The organism is Streptomyces sp. NRRL S-340 (assembly GCF_000720185.1).
Taxonomy (GTDB): domain Bacteria; phylum Actinomycetota; class Actinomycetes; order Streptomycetales; family Streptomycetaceae; genus Streptomyces.
The window spans coordinates 23,303-36,643 of record NZ_JOIY01000042.1 but is presented as its reverse complement, the minus strand read 5'-3'; the positions used below and the strand labels follow the sequence as shown (position 1 = coordinate 36,643).

Genomic DNA, 13,341 nt, shown 5'->3' with positions numbered 1-13,341 from the left:
CGTGTGCGTGTCCGGCCGGGCCTGGGCCGGGCACGCGCGGAGGGGCCGGTCGCGGATGACGTTGCGGCCGGCCCCTCCGGGGCACGGGGACCTGCGGATCGCGGCCGTCAGGCCCAGCTGATCAGCCGCTTGGGCTGTTCCAGGATCGCGGCCACGTCCGCCAGGACCTTGGAGCCCAGTTCTCCGTCGACCAGGCGGTGGTCGAAGGAGAGGGCGAGGGTGGTGACCTGGCGGGGCTTGACCTTGCCCTTGTGGACCCAGGGCTGGAGCTTGATCGCACCGACCGCCAGGATCGCGGACTCGCCGGGGTTCAGGATCGGCGTGCCGGTGTCGACACCGAAGACACCGACGTTGGTGATCGTGATCGTGCCGCCCTGCATCGCCGCCGGGGAGGTCTTCCCCTCCCGGGCCGTGGAGACCAGCTCGCCCAGGGACGCGGCCAGCTGCGGGAGCGTCTGGGCGTGGGCGTCCTTGATGTTGGGGACGATCAGACCGCGCGGGGTGGCCGCGGCGATGCCCAGGTTGACGTAGTGCTTGAGGACGATCTCCTGGTTGGCCTCGTCCCAGGACGCGTTGATGTCCGGGTGGCGCTTGACGGCGACCAGGAGGGCCTTGGCGATCAGCAGGAGCGGGTTGACGCGCAGGCCCGCGAACTCCTTGTCCTGCTTCAGCTCCTCCACCAGCCGCATGGTGCGCGTGACGTCCACCGTCACGAACTCCGTGACGTGCGGGGCGGTGAACGCGGAGCCGACCATCGCCGCCGCCGTGGCCTTGCGGACACCCTTGACGGGGGTGCGGGTCTCGCGGGCCGTGTCGTAGGACGCCACCGGCGCCGGGGCCGCCCGGACCGCCGGGGTCTGCGCGGCCGCCGGGGCGGGTGCGCTCACCGGTCCCGGGGCGGCCGCCGGTGCCGCCGCCGCGTGGACGTCCTCGCGCGTGATGATGCCGTCCGGGCCGGACGGGACCACCGTCGTCAGGTCGACACCCAGGTCCTTGGCCAGCTTGCGCACCGGCGGCTTGGCCAGCGGGCGGTCCTGCACGGCGGCGGCGGGCGGGGCACCGTGTCCGTTCACCTCGGGCCGGAGCGCGTCGGCCGCCGGGGCACCGGCGCCCTTGCGCGGGCGGCGCTTGGTGGCGGACGTCGAGACGCCGTACCCCACCAGGACCGGCTGGCGGCCCTGCGGCTCCTGCTCCTCCCCGGCCGGCTGCGCCGCGGCCGCCGGTGCGGCCTGGGCCGGGACCTCGGCCTGGGCCGGGGCGGCGGGGGCCGCACCCGCGACGGCCACCGCGATGATGGCCGTGCCCACGTCGACCGTGGTGCCCTCGGGGAAGCGCAGCTCACTGACCACGCCGTCGTAGGGGATGGGCAGTTCCACGGCCGCCTTGGCCGTCTCGACCTCGCACACCACCTGTCCGTCGGTGACCGTGTCGCCGGGCTGGACGTACCACTTGAGGATCTCGGCCTCGGTCAGGCCCTCGCCGACATCCGGCATCTTGAACTCGCGTACGGACGCAACATCCGTCATCGTCGTCACGACCCTCTTCCTCAGTACGCCAGCGAGCGGTCGACGGCGTCGAGCACGCGGTCCAGGTCCGGCAGGTAGGACTCCTCCAGGCGCGCCGGCGGGTACGGCGCGTGGTAGCCGCCGACCCGCAGGACGGGGGCCTCCAGGTGGTAGAAGCAGCGCTCGGTGATGCGGGCGGCGATCTCCGCGCCGGAGCCGAAGAACACCGGGGCCTCGTGGACCACGACCAGGCGGCGGGTCTTCTCCACCGACGCCTGGACCGAGTCGAAGTCCAGCGGGGAGACCGAGCGCAGGTCCAGGACCTCCAGGGACTTGCCCTCCTCGGCCGCCGCGGCGGCGACCTCCTGGCACAGCTTCACCATCGGGCCGTAGGCGGCCAGGGTGAGGTCGGTGCCCTCGCGGACGACCTGCGCCTTGTGCAGCGGGGCGGGGATGGCCTCGGTGTCGACCTCGGCCTTGTCCCAGTAGCGCCGCTTGGGCTCGAAGTAGATCACCGGATCGTCGCTCTGGATGGCCTGCTGCATCATCCAGTAGGCGTCCGACGCGTTGGACGGGGAGACGATCTTCAGGCCCGCCACGTGGGCGAAGAGGGCCTCGGGGGACTCCGAGTGGTGCTCGACCGCTCCGATGCCGCCGCCGTAGGGGATGCGGACGACGACCGGCATCTTGACCTTGCCCAGCGAGCGGGCGTGCATCTTCGCCAGCTGGGTGACGATCTGGTCGTAGGCCGGGAAGACGAAGCCGTCGAACTGGATCTCGACCACCGGGCGGTAGCCGCGCAGGGCCAGGCCGATCGCGGTACCGACGATGCCGGCCTCGGCCAGCGGGGTGTCGATGACGCGGCTCTCGCCGAAGTCCTTCTGCAGTCCGTCCGTCACCCGGAACACGCCGCCGAGCTTGCCCACGTCCTCGCCCATGACGAGGACCTTGGGGTCCGTCTCCAGGGCGTGGCGCAGCGACTCGTTGATGGCCTTGGCCATCGCCATCTTCTCGGCCATCAGTGACCCCCTTCATCCGCGAACGACGCCTGGTAGGCGGCGAACTGAGCGCGCTCCTCGTCGACGAGCGCGTGCCCGTCCGCGTACACGTTCTCGAAGATGGCGAAGTGGTCCGGGTCGGGCATGCCGCGGACCGCTTCGCGCACTCGCCTTCCCAACGCCTCGCTCTCGGCCTCGAGTTCCGCGAAGAATCCCTCGTCCGCGTGGTTTGCGGCCTCCAGGTGGCGGCGAAGGCGCAGGATCGGGTCCTTCGCCTCCCAGGCGGCGCGCTCGTCGTCGTGGCGGTAGCGGGTGGGGTCGTCGGAGGTGGTGTGGGCGCCCATGCGGTAGGTGTACGCCTCGACCAGGGTCGGGCCCTCTCCGGCGCGGGCGCGCTCCAGCGCCCACCTGGTGACCGCGAGGCAGGCGAGCACGTCGTTGCCGTCGACGCGGACGCCGGGGAAGCCGTAGCCCTGGGCGCGCTGGTAGAGCGGCACCCGGGTCTGCTTCTCGGTCGGCTCGGAGATCGCCCACTGGTTGTTCTGGCAGAAGAACACCACGGGGGCGTTGTAGACGGCGGAGAAGGTGAAGGACTCCGCGACGTCGCCCTGGCTGGAGGCGCCGTCACCGAAGTAGGCGATGACCGCCGAGTCCGCGCCGTCCTTGGCGATGCCCATCGCGTAGCCGGTGGCGTGCAGCGTCTGGGAGCCGATGACGATCGTGTACAGGTGGAAGTTGTTGCTGTTGGGGTCCCAGCCGCCGTTGTTCACGCCGCGGAACATGCCGAGCAGGTTGGCCGGGTCGACGCCGCGGCACCAGGCCACACCGTGCTCGCGGTAGGTCGGGAAGACGTAGTCGTCGTCGTTCAGGGCGCGCCCCGAGCCGATCTGGGCGGCCTCCTGGCCGAGCAGCGAGGCCCACAGGCCCAGCTCGCCCTGGCGCTGCAGGGCGGTCGCCTCGGCGTCGAAGCGCCGGGTGAGCACCATGTCGCGGTACAGGCCGCGCAGTTCGTCGGCGGTGACGCCGGCGACGTACCGGTCGTACTCGGCGTTCTCGACGCGCTCGCCCTCGGGCGTCAGCAGCTGCACGAGGCCGGGCTCGGCGCCGTTCGCGGCGGCTGCCGCGGCCTTCCCGGCGCTGGTGCCGGCGGTGCTGGTGGTGCGCTTGGTGCCGGCCGCCTTCGTGCGGGCCGTCCTGGTGCCGGCCGTCTTGCCGCCGGCCGCCTTCGTGCCGGACGTCCCGGCCTTGCTCCCGGCGCTGCGTCGCGGTGTGCGCGCGGCAGTGCTCTCCTCGGTCACGTGTGCTCCTCCGTCGGTCCGGCCCCCGGGGTTGCCGGTAGGCCAGTGCGGCTCACCTGTTTTGGACCACCGGGCACGGGGTGGGTGCCACTCGGCCGGGAACAGGCGTGACAGGTGCCCCGGCGAGCGCCCTGCAACAGCCACGTTACCCAGTGCTCCACATTTCTGGGAAACCCCTCCTGACCTGCGTGTTTCCTTGGATTTCCAAGTACTTTCGCTTGGACGTCCAAGTACCTCGCCGGGCGTTCGGGGCAGCCGCTGGTCACAGCCTTGCAGGGGGCCGGAACACCGGCACGTTATCCCGGTCACCCCTTGGTCGGGAAGAGTTCACGACTGGCCGGAACCGCTCTTGACCGCGCCCTCCCCCGAGCGGCCGAGGGCCCCGAAACCGGGACGAAGGGAGAACGGCACGGTGATCTTGTGTGACCGAAAGCGACTGTCGACGACTGTCTGTGACAAGCCCCAGCTCACAGCCTCGGCCGGTGCCCTAACATCTGGCGCGTGCCGCGCTCATGTGTACCACCCTCTGTGCCCCACGCGCCCCCTCTGGGTGCCCTGTTGCGCCAGTTCGCCGCCGGTTCCGCCGTCACCTGCGAGCCGGTCGATCAGGGGCTGCTCAACCGCGGCTACCGGCTGTGCACCACCCGCGGCCGCTATTTCCTCAAGCACCACTTCGACCCCGACACCGCCGACCCGGCCTCGATCGCCCGCCGGCACCGCGCCACCCAGCGCCTCGCCGACCTCGGCGTCCCCGTGGCGCCGGCGCTCGCGGGCCGGGACGGGCGCACGGTCGCCGTCGTCGGCGGCCACGCCTACGCCCTCTACCCGTGGATCGACGGCCGGCACCGGCACGGCGGCCAGCTCACCACCGGCCAGTGCGCCCGCCTCGGCGCCCTCCTGGGCGCCGTGCACGCCTGCCTGGAGCGCGTGATGCCCCCCAAGGCGCGCACCCGCCCGGCCACGAGTCCCCATCCCGTCCGCAGCGCGGATCCGGCCGACACGCTCGCCCTGATCGACGACCTGCTCGGCCACGTCCGCCGCCACCACCCGCCGGACGCCTTCGACGAGCTGGCCCGGCACCGGCTCCTGGAGCGCCGCACCCTCCTGGAGCAGCACGCCGGCCGCCGGCCGCCGCCCGGCGGCCCGGTCGGCTGGGTGCACGGCGACTTCCACCCCTACAACGTGCTCTACCAGGGGGACGCGCCCGCCGCGATCGTCGACTGGGACCGGCTCGGCGTCCAGCCGCGCGCGGAGGAGACCGTACGGGCCGCCGCGATCTTCTTCCTGCGGCCCGGCGGCACCCTGGACCTGCCGAAGATCACGGCGTACGCGCGCGCGTACCGGCGCGCCGCGGGGGTCACGTCCTCGGAGCTGGCCGCCGCGGTGCACCGCGTGTGGTGGGAACGTCTGAACGACTTCTGGATGCTGCGCTGGCACTACGAGCGCGGCGACACCCGCGCCGATCCCCAGTTCCCGGCCGCCTCGGCCCTGGTGGTGTGGTGGACCCGCGAGTACGACGCGGTGTGCGGGGCGTTCGCGGAGTAGGACGGGCGGCAGGGAAGCGGGGCAGGAGCAGGCAGGGGCAGGACCGGCCGCCCAAGGGAGCAGGACGGGCCGGGGAGCCGTGCGCCGCCCGGCGCAAGCGGGCGGACACACGCACGCGCGCGGGGCGCCCGTGAGGGCCCCCGCGCGCGTGAAGGGTGATCAGAAGGTGATCAGGTTCCGCCGCCGCCGGCACCGGCACCGGCCGCTCCTGCCGCGGTACCGGTGGTGTCGCCGGTGCCGCTGCTGGTGCCCTCGTTCGTCCCCTCGGTCGGGGTGCCGCCGCCGCCCGGACCGCCGCCCGTGCCCGGGGACTGCGTCTGCGCCGGCGGGCTGGACGCCTCGTGCGAGCTGGGCTCCCCCGACGGTTCGTCGGACGTGTCGTCCGTCGGCGACTGGGACGGCGTCCACGACGGCCGGTGCGAGGGCGGGTTCTGCCAGCCGGAGCCGCCCGAACCCGAGCCCGTCTCCGTGGACGTGTCCGAGGGCCGGCCGGTCGACTCGTCGGTCGGGGAGGACGAGGGCTGCTCGTCCTGGGTGGACTGGGTGGCCGACGGCGACTGGGTGGTGCCGGTGTCCCCGCCACCGCTCTTGCCGCTGGTCTCGTGCAGGGCCAGCGCCACGCCCGCCGCGATGGCGATCACGGCCAGCACGGCGAGGATCCACAGCTTGCCCCGGCCGCTGCCCTGGTTGCCGTGTCCCTCGAAGCCGCCGTCGTCGCCGTTGCCGTACCCGGCGGGCAGGATCGGCTGCGGGATCTGCGTGGTGCCGGCCTGGCCGTCGCCGTGGTGCGGCATCACCGTCGTGCCGGCGAAACCGGTCGCCGGGGTGTGCCGTCCGTCGGGCGCGGCCACCGGGCCGGTGTGCCAGGTGCCGGTGTGGCCGCCCTGGTCGTAGAGCATCTGCAGCGCGTACTGGACCATGCCGCGCATCTCTTCGGCCGTCTGGAAACGGTCGTCGGGCTCCTTGGCGAGCGACCGCATGACCAGGCCGTCGAGTTCGGGCGGGCAGGCGCCCTGAGAGGTCGTCGACGGCGGCACCGGCAGGTCCTGCACGTGCTGGTAGACCACCGACAGCGGGGTCTCACCGGTGAACGGGGGCCGCAGCGCGAGGAGTTCGTACAGCAGGCAGCCGGTGGCGTACAGGTCGGAACGGTGGTCGACGGCCTTGCCCAGGGCCTGCTCGGGGGAGAGGTACTGCGGGGTGCCCATGACCATGCCGGTCTGCGTCATCGTCGTGGACGCGCCGTGCAGGGCGCGGGCGATGCCGAAGTCCATCACCTTCACGGCACCGTTGTCGGTGATGATGACGTTGGCGGGCTTGATGTCACGGTGCACGATGCCGTGCTGGTGCGAGTAGGCGAGGGCCTCCAGGACACCGGAGACGATGATCAGCGCCTGCTCGGGGCCCGGCGCCTCGGCGTTGAGCAGCAGGTCACGGATGGTGCGGCCCTCGACCAGCTCCATCACGATGTACGGCACGGACTGACCGCCGACGGAGTCCTCGCCGGAGTCGTACACGGCCACGATGGCATGGTGGTTGAGGCCGGCGACCGACTGGGCCTCGCGGGTGAAGCGGGCCTTGGAGACCGGGTCCTCGGCGAGGTCGGCGCGCAGCAGCTTGACCGCGACGGTTCGCCCCAGGCGCACGTCCTCGGCCGCGAACACCTCGGCCATGCCGCCCCGGCCGAGCCGGTGCGTCAGCCGGTAGCGGCCGTCGCCGACCAGGCCGCCGTTGCCCCACAGCTCCGGCGCGTCCGACATGCCGCCGCCGCCAGACGCCTCGGGGTCGGACGGGCCCTGGGCGCGCTGCGTCTGTGCCATCAGTCCTCGCCGTCGTTTCTGCCCGCGGTGCGCGGTGTTGTCACGGTCTCCGTCGGCCACGCTACAGGTTCGGCGCAAGCCGCCGGTCCCGGTTCGTCGCGGGCACCGGTCCGGGACGGACCGGCCATCAAACCGCGAGCGGCCGTCGTCGTGCAAATCCCCTGAGCCGGCCCTGCGTCGGCTGTAACGCTTCCGCGACGCTTCTTTCGCGTACGGTCACGGAACGGGCACCGAGCTTGACGTGTCAGTGCCCTGGGGCAGACTTGGCCGGGAATAACACTATCGATCATCGAGATCCGGACACGCGGTCAGGTCAGGTCCGGTCCCGGGACCGTCGACGGACAGCCGATCGCGCGGGCGCAGCAGCCGCCGGCGCCGCGCACATGGGGGACGCAGAAGATGAGCCAGGACGGCGCGCAAAGCCGGTTCGCGGGGCGGTCGCTGGCCGGCGGCCGCTACCAGCTGCGCGACTTGCTCGGCGAGGGCGGCATGGCCTCGGTGCACCTCGCCTACGACTCCGTGCTCGACCGCCATGTCGCGATCAAGACGCTCCACACCGAGCTGGGCCGGGAGCCCGCGTTCCGCGAGCGGTTCCGCCGCGAGGCCCAGGCAGTGGCGAAGCTCACGCACACGAACATCGTCTCCGTCTTCGACACCGGCGAGGACGATGTCGACGGCATGACGACGCCGTACATCGTCATGGAGTACATCGAGGGCCGGCCGCTGGGTTCCGTGCTCGACGAGGACGTGCGGCAGCAGGGCGCGATGCCCGCCGACAAGGCCCTGAAGGTCACCGCGGACGTGCTCGCCGCGCTGGAGATCAGCCACGAGATGGGCCTGGTCCACCGCGACATCAAGCCGGGCAACGTGATGGTGACCAAGCGCGGCGTCGTCAAGGTCATGGACTTCGGCATCGCCCGGGCCATGCAGTCCGGGGTCACCTCGATGACGCAGACCGGCATGGTCGTCGGCACCCCCCAGTACCTCTCGCCCGAACAGGCGCTCGGCCGGGGCGTGGACGCGCGCTCCGACCTGTACTCGGTCGGCATCATGCTGTTCCAGCTCGTCACCGGGCGGCTGCCGTTCGACGCCGACTCGCCGCTGGCCATCGCGTACGCGCATGTGCAGGAGGAGCCGGTCGCGCCGTCCGCGGTCAACCGCGCGCTGCCCCCGGCGGTGGACGCGCTGGTGGCCCGCGCGCTGAAGAAGAACCCCAACGAGCGTTTCCCGAGCGCCGAGTCCATGCGCGACGAGTGCCTGCGGGTGGCGGCCTCCTTCCAGGCGGCGCCGCCGAGCATCGTGCCGGGCGCCCAGACGCCGAGCGGCGCGGGCGTCGGCTCCGCGGTGTTCCCGCCGGTCGACGCCGCACCGCCGGTGGCGGGCAGCGTGCAGACGCCGTACCAGCCGGCCCCGGCACCGCACCCGTACGGCACCCCGGCCCCGGCCACCCCGTCACCGGCGTACGGCTACCCGCAGCAGCAGGCCGGGTACCGGACCCCGTCCGCCGCCTCCCCCTACGCCGCCCCGCAGCAGGCCTCGACCCCGCCCCCGTACGGCGTCTCCCCGCAGCCGTCCGGCACCGGCGCGGCGGGGGGCCCGTCCGGCGGTGGCAGGAACAACAGGATGGTGATCGTCGCGTCGGCGGCCGTCGCCGTGATCGCGGTCGTCGGCCTGATCGCCGCGCTCCTGCTGAACAAGGACGGGGAGGACACCGCCGGAGGCGGGGGCAGCAGCACCGGCCCGAGCCCCAGCTCCTCCCCGGCCGCCGTCGAGGGCCACCGCGGTCCGGACACCTCCAAGACGATCAGCCAGAGCGAATGCAAGGAACCGCAGGAGTCGTACAACGACCCGAAGCTGATCAAGGTGCCGAACTTCCAGTTCAAGTACCTGGGTTCGGTCAAGGAGTGCCTCCAGGCCGCCGGCTGGCAGCTGAAGGTCGACTACGTGGACGAGAACACGTACGGCCAGGACACGGTCATGAGCCAGTTCCCCGCGGCCGACACGGACGTCGACCCGCACAAGATGCCGGTGATCCAGCTCAACGTGTCCACGGGCGACCCGGTCTCGTCCTGACCGGACGGCCCCGGACGGACCCGGGCGACCGGTTCACCGGCTGACAGGTCCGGCCGGCCACGGTCTTCCGACGGGTGAGGGCCCGGCAGCTCGGCTGCCGGGCCCTCACGTCACCTTCCGCGTGTGCGGCCCGGAGGAGGCCCTACAGGTACGGCCCCCCGGAGCGCCCGCCCGTGCGGGGGTCGTCGCCGCCCTCGATGCCGACTCCCGGCGGCAGGGCGCGGCGCATCTGCTCCAACTGGGCTCGGGCGGCCATCTGCTGCGCGAACAGCGTCGTCTGGATCCCGTGGAAGAGTCCTTCCAGCCAGCCCACCAACTGCGCCTGCGCGATGCGCAGTTCCGCGTCGCTGGGAGTCCCCTCGTCGGTGAACGGCAGCGAGAGCCGCTCCAGTTCCTCGACCAGCTCCGGCGCGAGACCGTCCTCCAGCTCCTTGACCGAGCTGGCGTGGATCTCCTTGAGCCGGGCCCGGCTGGCCTCGTCGAGAGGAGCGGCACGCACCTCTTCGAGCAGTTGCTTGATCATGCTGCCGATCCGCATGACCTTGGCCGGCTGCTCCACCTGTTCGGTGACCGGGGTCTCGCGCGAGTCGTCGTCCCCGCCGCCCCCGAGCGCCATGCCGTCCTGGCCCACGACCAGGATCTGCGGATTCTCCGGCGACCGTTCGTTCCTCGGCATCTCCATGCCGCCATTCTCTCGTACCCGTACGCGTCATCTCCCTGGTGCCCCCCGTGGAGGGTGATCCACCGTGTGCGCGGCCGGGGTGTCCCCCTGACGGCCCAGGCGTTCCAGGCGGGCCGCGCAGTGGTCCAGCCAGCGGGACTCGGCCTCCGCCCGGCAGATCGACCGCTCCAGGACCAGCAGCCGGGCCACCTCCTGAGCGTGCGCGGGCAGCCGCGCCAGGACCTCCGCCCGCTGCCGTACGCAGTCCTGCAGCGCCTCGGACACGTACCGGCGCTGTCGGTCGACGATGTCGCGCACGTCGATGCCGGGCGCTCCCAGGGCCAGCACCAGCTTGGTGACCAGTTCGTCCGGCGGCTGCCCGCCCGGCGCGGCGGGCCCGGGCCGCACGGGCCGCGTGTACCAGGACCGCAGTTCGGCGCGGCCCGCCCCGGTCAGCGCGTAGATCGCCCGTCCGGCCGCGTCCCCCGCCTCGCGGACGACCAGGCCGTCCCGTTCCAGCCGGCCGAGTGCCCCGCAGACCGCGCCGAGGTCCGGTGCCCACGCCGCCGAGGTGCGGGCCTCGAACTCGGCCCGCAGCCCGCAGACGGAGCGGGGACCGGCCTCCAGGAGTGCCAGCAGCCCGTGCGGTAGCGCCATACCCGGATTGTGCAGCGGATTCGGCCTGGCGGACGAACCCGGAATGCCGGACGGGTCCGGTGATGTGACTGTTGTTGCACGGAACGACCGCTTTCCCGCACCGCACCACTGATCGGCCACCGTGAGGGGGTCCCCGGGTGACTCCATGGCTGCGCGCCGTACCGCGTACCGCGGGACCGCTGCTCCTGCTGGGCGCGGTCGCCCTGCCGGGCGGGCCCGCCCCGGCGTACGCCGCCGCGTACGGGCCGTCCGCGTCCGCGTCGCCGTACGCCCCCACGTCGTCGCCGTCCGCCACGGCGGCCCGCCCGGGCACCGGTCCCTCGCCGGCCCCGCCGCGCCCGTCCGGTCCGTCGGGCGCCTCCTCGCCCGCGCCGCCCGTGCCGTCCGCCTCCTCGTCCCCCGCCTCGTCCCGTTCCCCGGCGGTCGCCGCCGTCGCGCCACCGGCCGCCCTCCGCTTCCCCCGGGAGCCGTCCGGGGCCGGCAGCCCGGCGGGGGAGGGGCGGCAGCGGCCGGGCCGCCCTCACCGGCACGGGAGCGAGGCGGAGGGCGACGACCGCGGCCGTCCGCGACACGATCGCCACGGCGGCCCGGACTCGGACCCGACCGGCACGCCGACGGCCGCCGCCGAGGAACCGGCCGCCTCCCCGTCGCCCTCGGCCACGCAGACGCCACCGGTCCCCCGGCCCGCGGCAGGCGGCGGCCCGGCGACCGGACCGGTGCTGGAGCTGCTGCCGCTCGGCAGCGGACTGGTCCTGATCGGTCTCGGCCTGGGACTGGCGTTCATCGCGCTGCGGGTGCGCCGGGTCTGAGCCCTGCCGTCACATCCCCTTCCGGCACGGGCCGGGCCGGGCTTCAGCCGTTGCGGGAATCCGCCGCTTGCGCCTGCCGCGGGGAGGGGCAGCGGTCCTGCTCGGACACCCCGAGGAACCGCTCGGCCCAGGTGCCCAGCTCCTCGAGAGCCGGCCGGAGGGCCTCACCCGCGGGAGTGAGCCGGTAGGAGACGCGCAGGGGCGGCCCCGCGTCCACCTCGCGGCTGACCAGGCCGGCCTCGCCGAGTTCGGCGAGACGGTCGGAGAGCATGCGCTCGCTGATCCCGCTGACGGCGCGGCGCAGTTCGGCGAACCGGCCGGGGCCGCCCATCAGGCTGGCCAGGATGACGCCGTTCCAGCGCTTGCCCAGAAGGGCGAAGACGCGTTCGACCGCGCCGCCCACCGCCGTGCACTGCCCCGCGCCGCGCCGCCCCTGATCCATGCGCCCATGCTACCGCCCACCCCCTGAATTACTTCTGAAAAGTAAGCTGCTTTTCTTCTGTAAGTAACTTGGGAAGGTGACGTTACGGCGGCGGTGCTTCCGCATGCCCGTCCGCCTCCCCCGCACGGCCCGGCGCGCCCGTTGCGAGGAGTTCCTCCATGGCCGTCCGCCGCACATCGACTCGTCGCTGGTCCCCGACCACCCGGAGAAGGCCCTGGGCGACGGGCTCGGCCTGCGGGTCGAGGTCGTCACGCGCGAGCTGACACCGGCCCCGGCCCACCCGCCCGGCCATCGCCGGGCCGGGTACCGCAGGCGGAGGTTCGGCACGGCGTGGACCCGGCGCCCGGCTCGGGGCAGCCGGGTCCGCACCTGGTCCCGGCGCGCCCCGGCACGCACGTCGTACCGGGACGGCCGGGTCCGTACACGGCCGTGCGGCCCCGCGGCCGGGTCCTTGCCCGGTCCGCAGGACGGCGTGGCACAGGTCAGGAGGTCACCAGCAGCACCTTGCCGACGTGCGTGCTCTCCTCCACGAGCCGGTGGGCGGACGCGGCGTCCCGCAGGGGCACCTGCCGGTCGACGACCGGCCGGACGTGCCCGTCGGCGAGCAGCGGCCACACGTGCTCGCGGACGGCCGCGACGATGGCCGCCTTCTCCTCGAGCGGGCGGGCCCGCAGCGAGGTCGCGCTGATCGCGCCCCGCTTGCTCAGCAGGGCGCCGATGTTCAGCTCGCCCTTGACGCCGCCCTGCATGCCGATGATCGCGAGCCGGCCGTTGACGGCGAGCGCCCGGATGTTGCGGTCCAGGTACTTGGCGCCCATGTTGTCCAGGATGACGTCGGCGCCGGCCCCGTCCGTGGCCCGGCGGACCTCCTCGACGAAGTCCTGCTCGCGGTAGTTGATCAGGATCTCGGCGCCCAGCTCCGCGCAGTGGTCCAGCTTCTCCTTGGTGCCCGCCGTGACCGCGACCCGGGCGCCCGCGGCCTTGGCCAGCTGGATCGCCATGGTGCCGATGCCGCTGGAGCCGCCGTGCACGAGCAGGGTCTCACCGGGGCGGAGGTGGGCGACCATGAAGACGTTCGACCATACGGTGCAGGTCACCTCGGGCAGTGCCGCCGCCTGGACGAGGTCCACGCCCTGGGGGACGGGCAGCAGCTGACCGGCCGGGACGGCGACCTTCTCGGCGTAGCCGCCGCCCGCGAGGAGCGCGCACACCTCGTCGCCGACCGCCCAGCCGGACACCCCCGGGCCGAGGGCGGTGATCCGGCCGGAGCACTCCAGGCCGGGGTAGCGGGAGGCGCCGGGCGGCGGGTCGTAGTGCCCCTGCCGCTGCATGATGTCGGCCCGGTTGACGGCGCCGGCCACCACCTCGACGAGCACCTCGCCCTCGCCGGGCACGGGATCGGGCACCTCGTCCCACACCAGCGCCTCTGGTCCACCGGGTTCGGGAATCGTGATCGCATGCATGGGGCCGACGCTACTCCTCGCCCGCCGCCGCGCCGCGGGCCGCGGCACCCGCGCGTGCCGCGGGCCGGCC

11 protein-coding genes are annotated in these 13,341 nt (G+C 73.5%); 3 read left to right on the top strand and 8 right to left on the bottom strand.

The features are described from left to right. Positions 1-107 precede the first annotated feature (107 nt). From IG64_RS29180 to pdhA, 3 genes are read right to left on the bottom strand one after another with little or no spacing between them, the layout of a single operon-like run. A complete protein-coding gene (locus tag IG64_RS29180) occupies positions 108-1,535 on the bottom strand; it encodes a dihydrolipoamide acetyltransferase family protein (protein WP_037861589.1) in 1,428 nt (475 codons plus the stop codon). An 11-nt stretch (positions 1,536-1,546) separates the two neighbouring features. Then, positions 1,547-2,524, bottom strand: coding sequence for an alpha-ketoacid dehydrogenase subunit beta (locus tag IG64_RS29175; protein WP_037861587.1), 978 nt, complete (start codon positions 2,522-2,524; stop codon positions 1,547-1,549). Then, positions 2,524-3,801, bottom strand: a complete 1,278-nt coding sequence (gene pdhA, locus IG64_RS29170; RefSeq protein ID WP_037861585.1) for a pyruvate dehydrogenase (acetyl-transferring) E1 component subunit alpha — start codon at positions 3,799-3,801, stop codon at positions 2,524-2,526. Before pdhA ends, IG64_RS29175 begins: the two co-directional genes overlap by 1 nt. Before the next feature lie 528 nt (positions 3,802-4,329). On the opposite strand from pdhA, the gene IG64_RS29165 reads away from it, so the two are divergent. Then, positions 4,330-5,346 carry a phosphotransferase gene (locus IG64_RS29165; protein WP_199811675.1) on the top strand — a complete coding sequence of 339 codons (1,017 nt, stop codon included), beginning with the start codon at positions 4,330-4,332 and terminating at the stop codon, positions 5,344-5,346. Between the two features lie 170 nt (positions 5,347-5,516). Here the strand turns inward: IG64_RS29165 and IG64_RS29160 are convergent, their stop codons facing one another. Then, a complete protein-coding gene (locus tag IG64_RS29160) occupies positions 5,517-7,166 on the bottom strand; it encodes a protein kinase domain-containing protein (protein WP_037861583.1) in 1,650 nt (549 codons plus the stop codon). A gap of 399 nt (positions 7,167-7,565) precedes the next feature. Here IG64_RS29160 and IG64_RS29155 point away from each other — a divergent pair, with 399 nt between their 5' ends. After that, complete coding sequence (locus IG64_RS29155) at positions 7,566-9,239, top strand: Stk1 family PASTA domain-containing Ser/Thr kinase (protein ID WP_037861580.1); 1,674 nt, start codon at positions 7,566-7,568, stop codon at positions 9,237-9,239. Positions 9,240-9,381: 142 nt separating this feature from the next. On the opposite strand, the gene IG64_RS29150 is transcribed toward IG64_RS29155, so the two are convergent. Both IG64_RS29150 and IG64_RS29145 read right to left on the bottom strand, forming a co-directional pair. Next, entirely contained in the window at positions 9,382-9,921 is a 540-nt protein-coding gene (locus IG64_RS29150) for a bacterial proteasome activator family protein (protein ID WP_037861578.1), read from the bottom strand. A 27-nt stretch (positions 9,922-9,948) separates the two neighbouring features. After that, positions 9,949-10,557, bottom strand: coding sequence for a PadR family transcriptional regulator (locus IG64_RS29145; protein WP_051813442.1), 609 nt, complete (start codon positions 10,555-10,557; stop codon positions 9,949-9,951). Between the two features lie 137 nt (positions 10,558-10,694). Here IG64_RS29145 and IG64_RS37720 point away from each other — a divergent pair, with 137 nt between their 5' ends. Continuing rightward, positions 10,695-11,366 (top strand): hypothetical protein, encoded by a 672-nt coding sequence (locus IG64_RS37720; RefSeq protein WP_051813440.1) that lies wholly within the window; start codon positions 10,695-10,697, stop codon positions 11,364-11,366. 43 nt (positions 11,367-11,409) lie between these two features. Here the strand turns inward: IG64_RS37720 and IG64_RS29135 are convergent, their stop codons facing one another. Beyond that, the gene (locus IG64_RS29135; protein ID WP_051813438.1) at positions 11,410-11,808 is read right to left on the bottom strand and encodes a winged helix-turn-helix transcriptional regulator; all 399 of its coding nucleotides are present in this window, start codon (positions 11,806-11,808) and stop codon (positions 11,410-11,412) included. A gap of 482 nt (positions 11,809-12,290) precedes the next feature. Next, positions 12,291-13,271: an NAD(P)H-quinone oxidoreductase gene (locus IG64_RS29125; RefSeq protein WP_037861575.1), complete on the bottom strand. Its 981-nt coding sequence runs from the start codon at positions 13,269-13,271 to the stop codon at positions 12,291-12,293. Between the last annotated feature and the right edge of the window lie 70 nt (positions 13,272-13,341).

Excerpts from the sequence above, each read along its gene's own strand:
- IG64_RS29150 (WP_037861578.1), bottom strand. The coding sequence starts at position 9,921 with ATGGAGATGCCGAGGAACGAACGGTCGCCGGAGAATCCGCAGATCCTG.
- IG64_RS29125 (WP_037861575.1), bottom strand. The coding sequence starts at position 13,271 with ATGCATGCGATCACGATTCCCGAACCCGGTGGACCAGAGGCGCTGGTG.
- IG64_RS29155 (WP_037861580.1), top strand. The coding sequence starts at position 7,566 with ATGAGCCAGGACGGCGCGCAAAGCCGGTTCGCGGGGCGGTCGCTGGCC.
- IG64_RS29160 (WP_037861583.1), bottom strand. The coding sequence starts at position 7,166 with ATGGCACAGACGCAGCGCGCCCAGGGCCCGTCCGACCCCGAGGCGTCT.
- IG64_RS29145 (WP_051813442.1), bottom strand. The coding sequence starts at position 10,557 with ATGGCGCTACCGCACGGGCTGCTGGCACTCCTGGAGGCCGGTCCCCGC.
- IG64_RS29175 (WP_037861587.1), bottom strand. The coding sequence starts at position 2,524 with ATGGCCGAGAAGATGGCGATGGCCAAGGCCATCAACGAGTCGCTGCGC.
- IG64_RS29135 (WP_051813438.1), bottom strand. The coding sequence starts at position 11,808 with ATGGATCAGGGGCGGCGCGGCGCGGGGCAGTGCACGGCGGTGGGCGGC.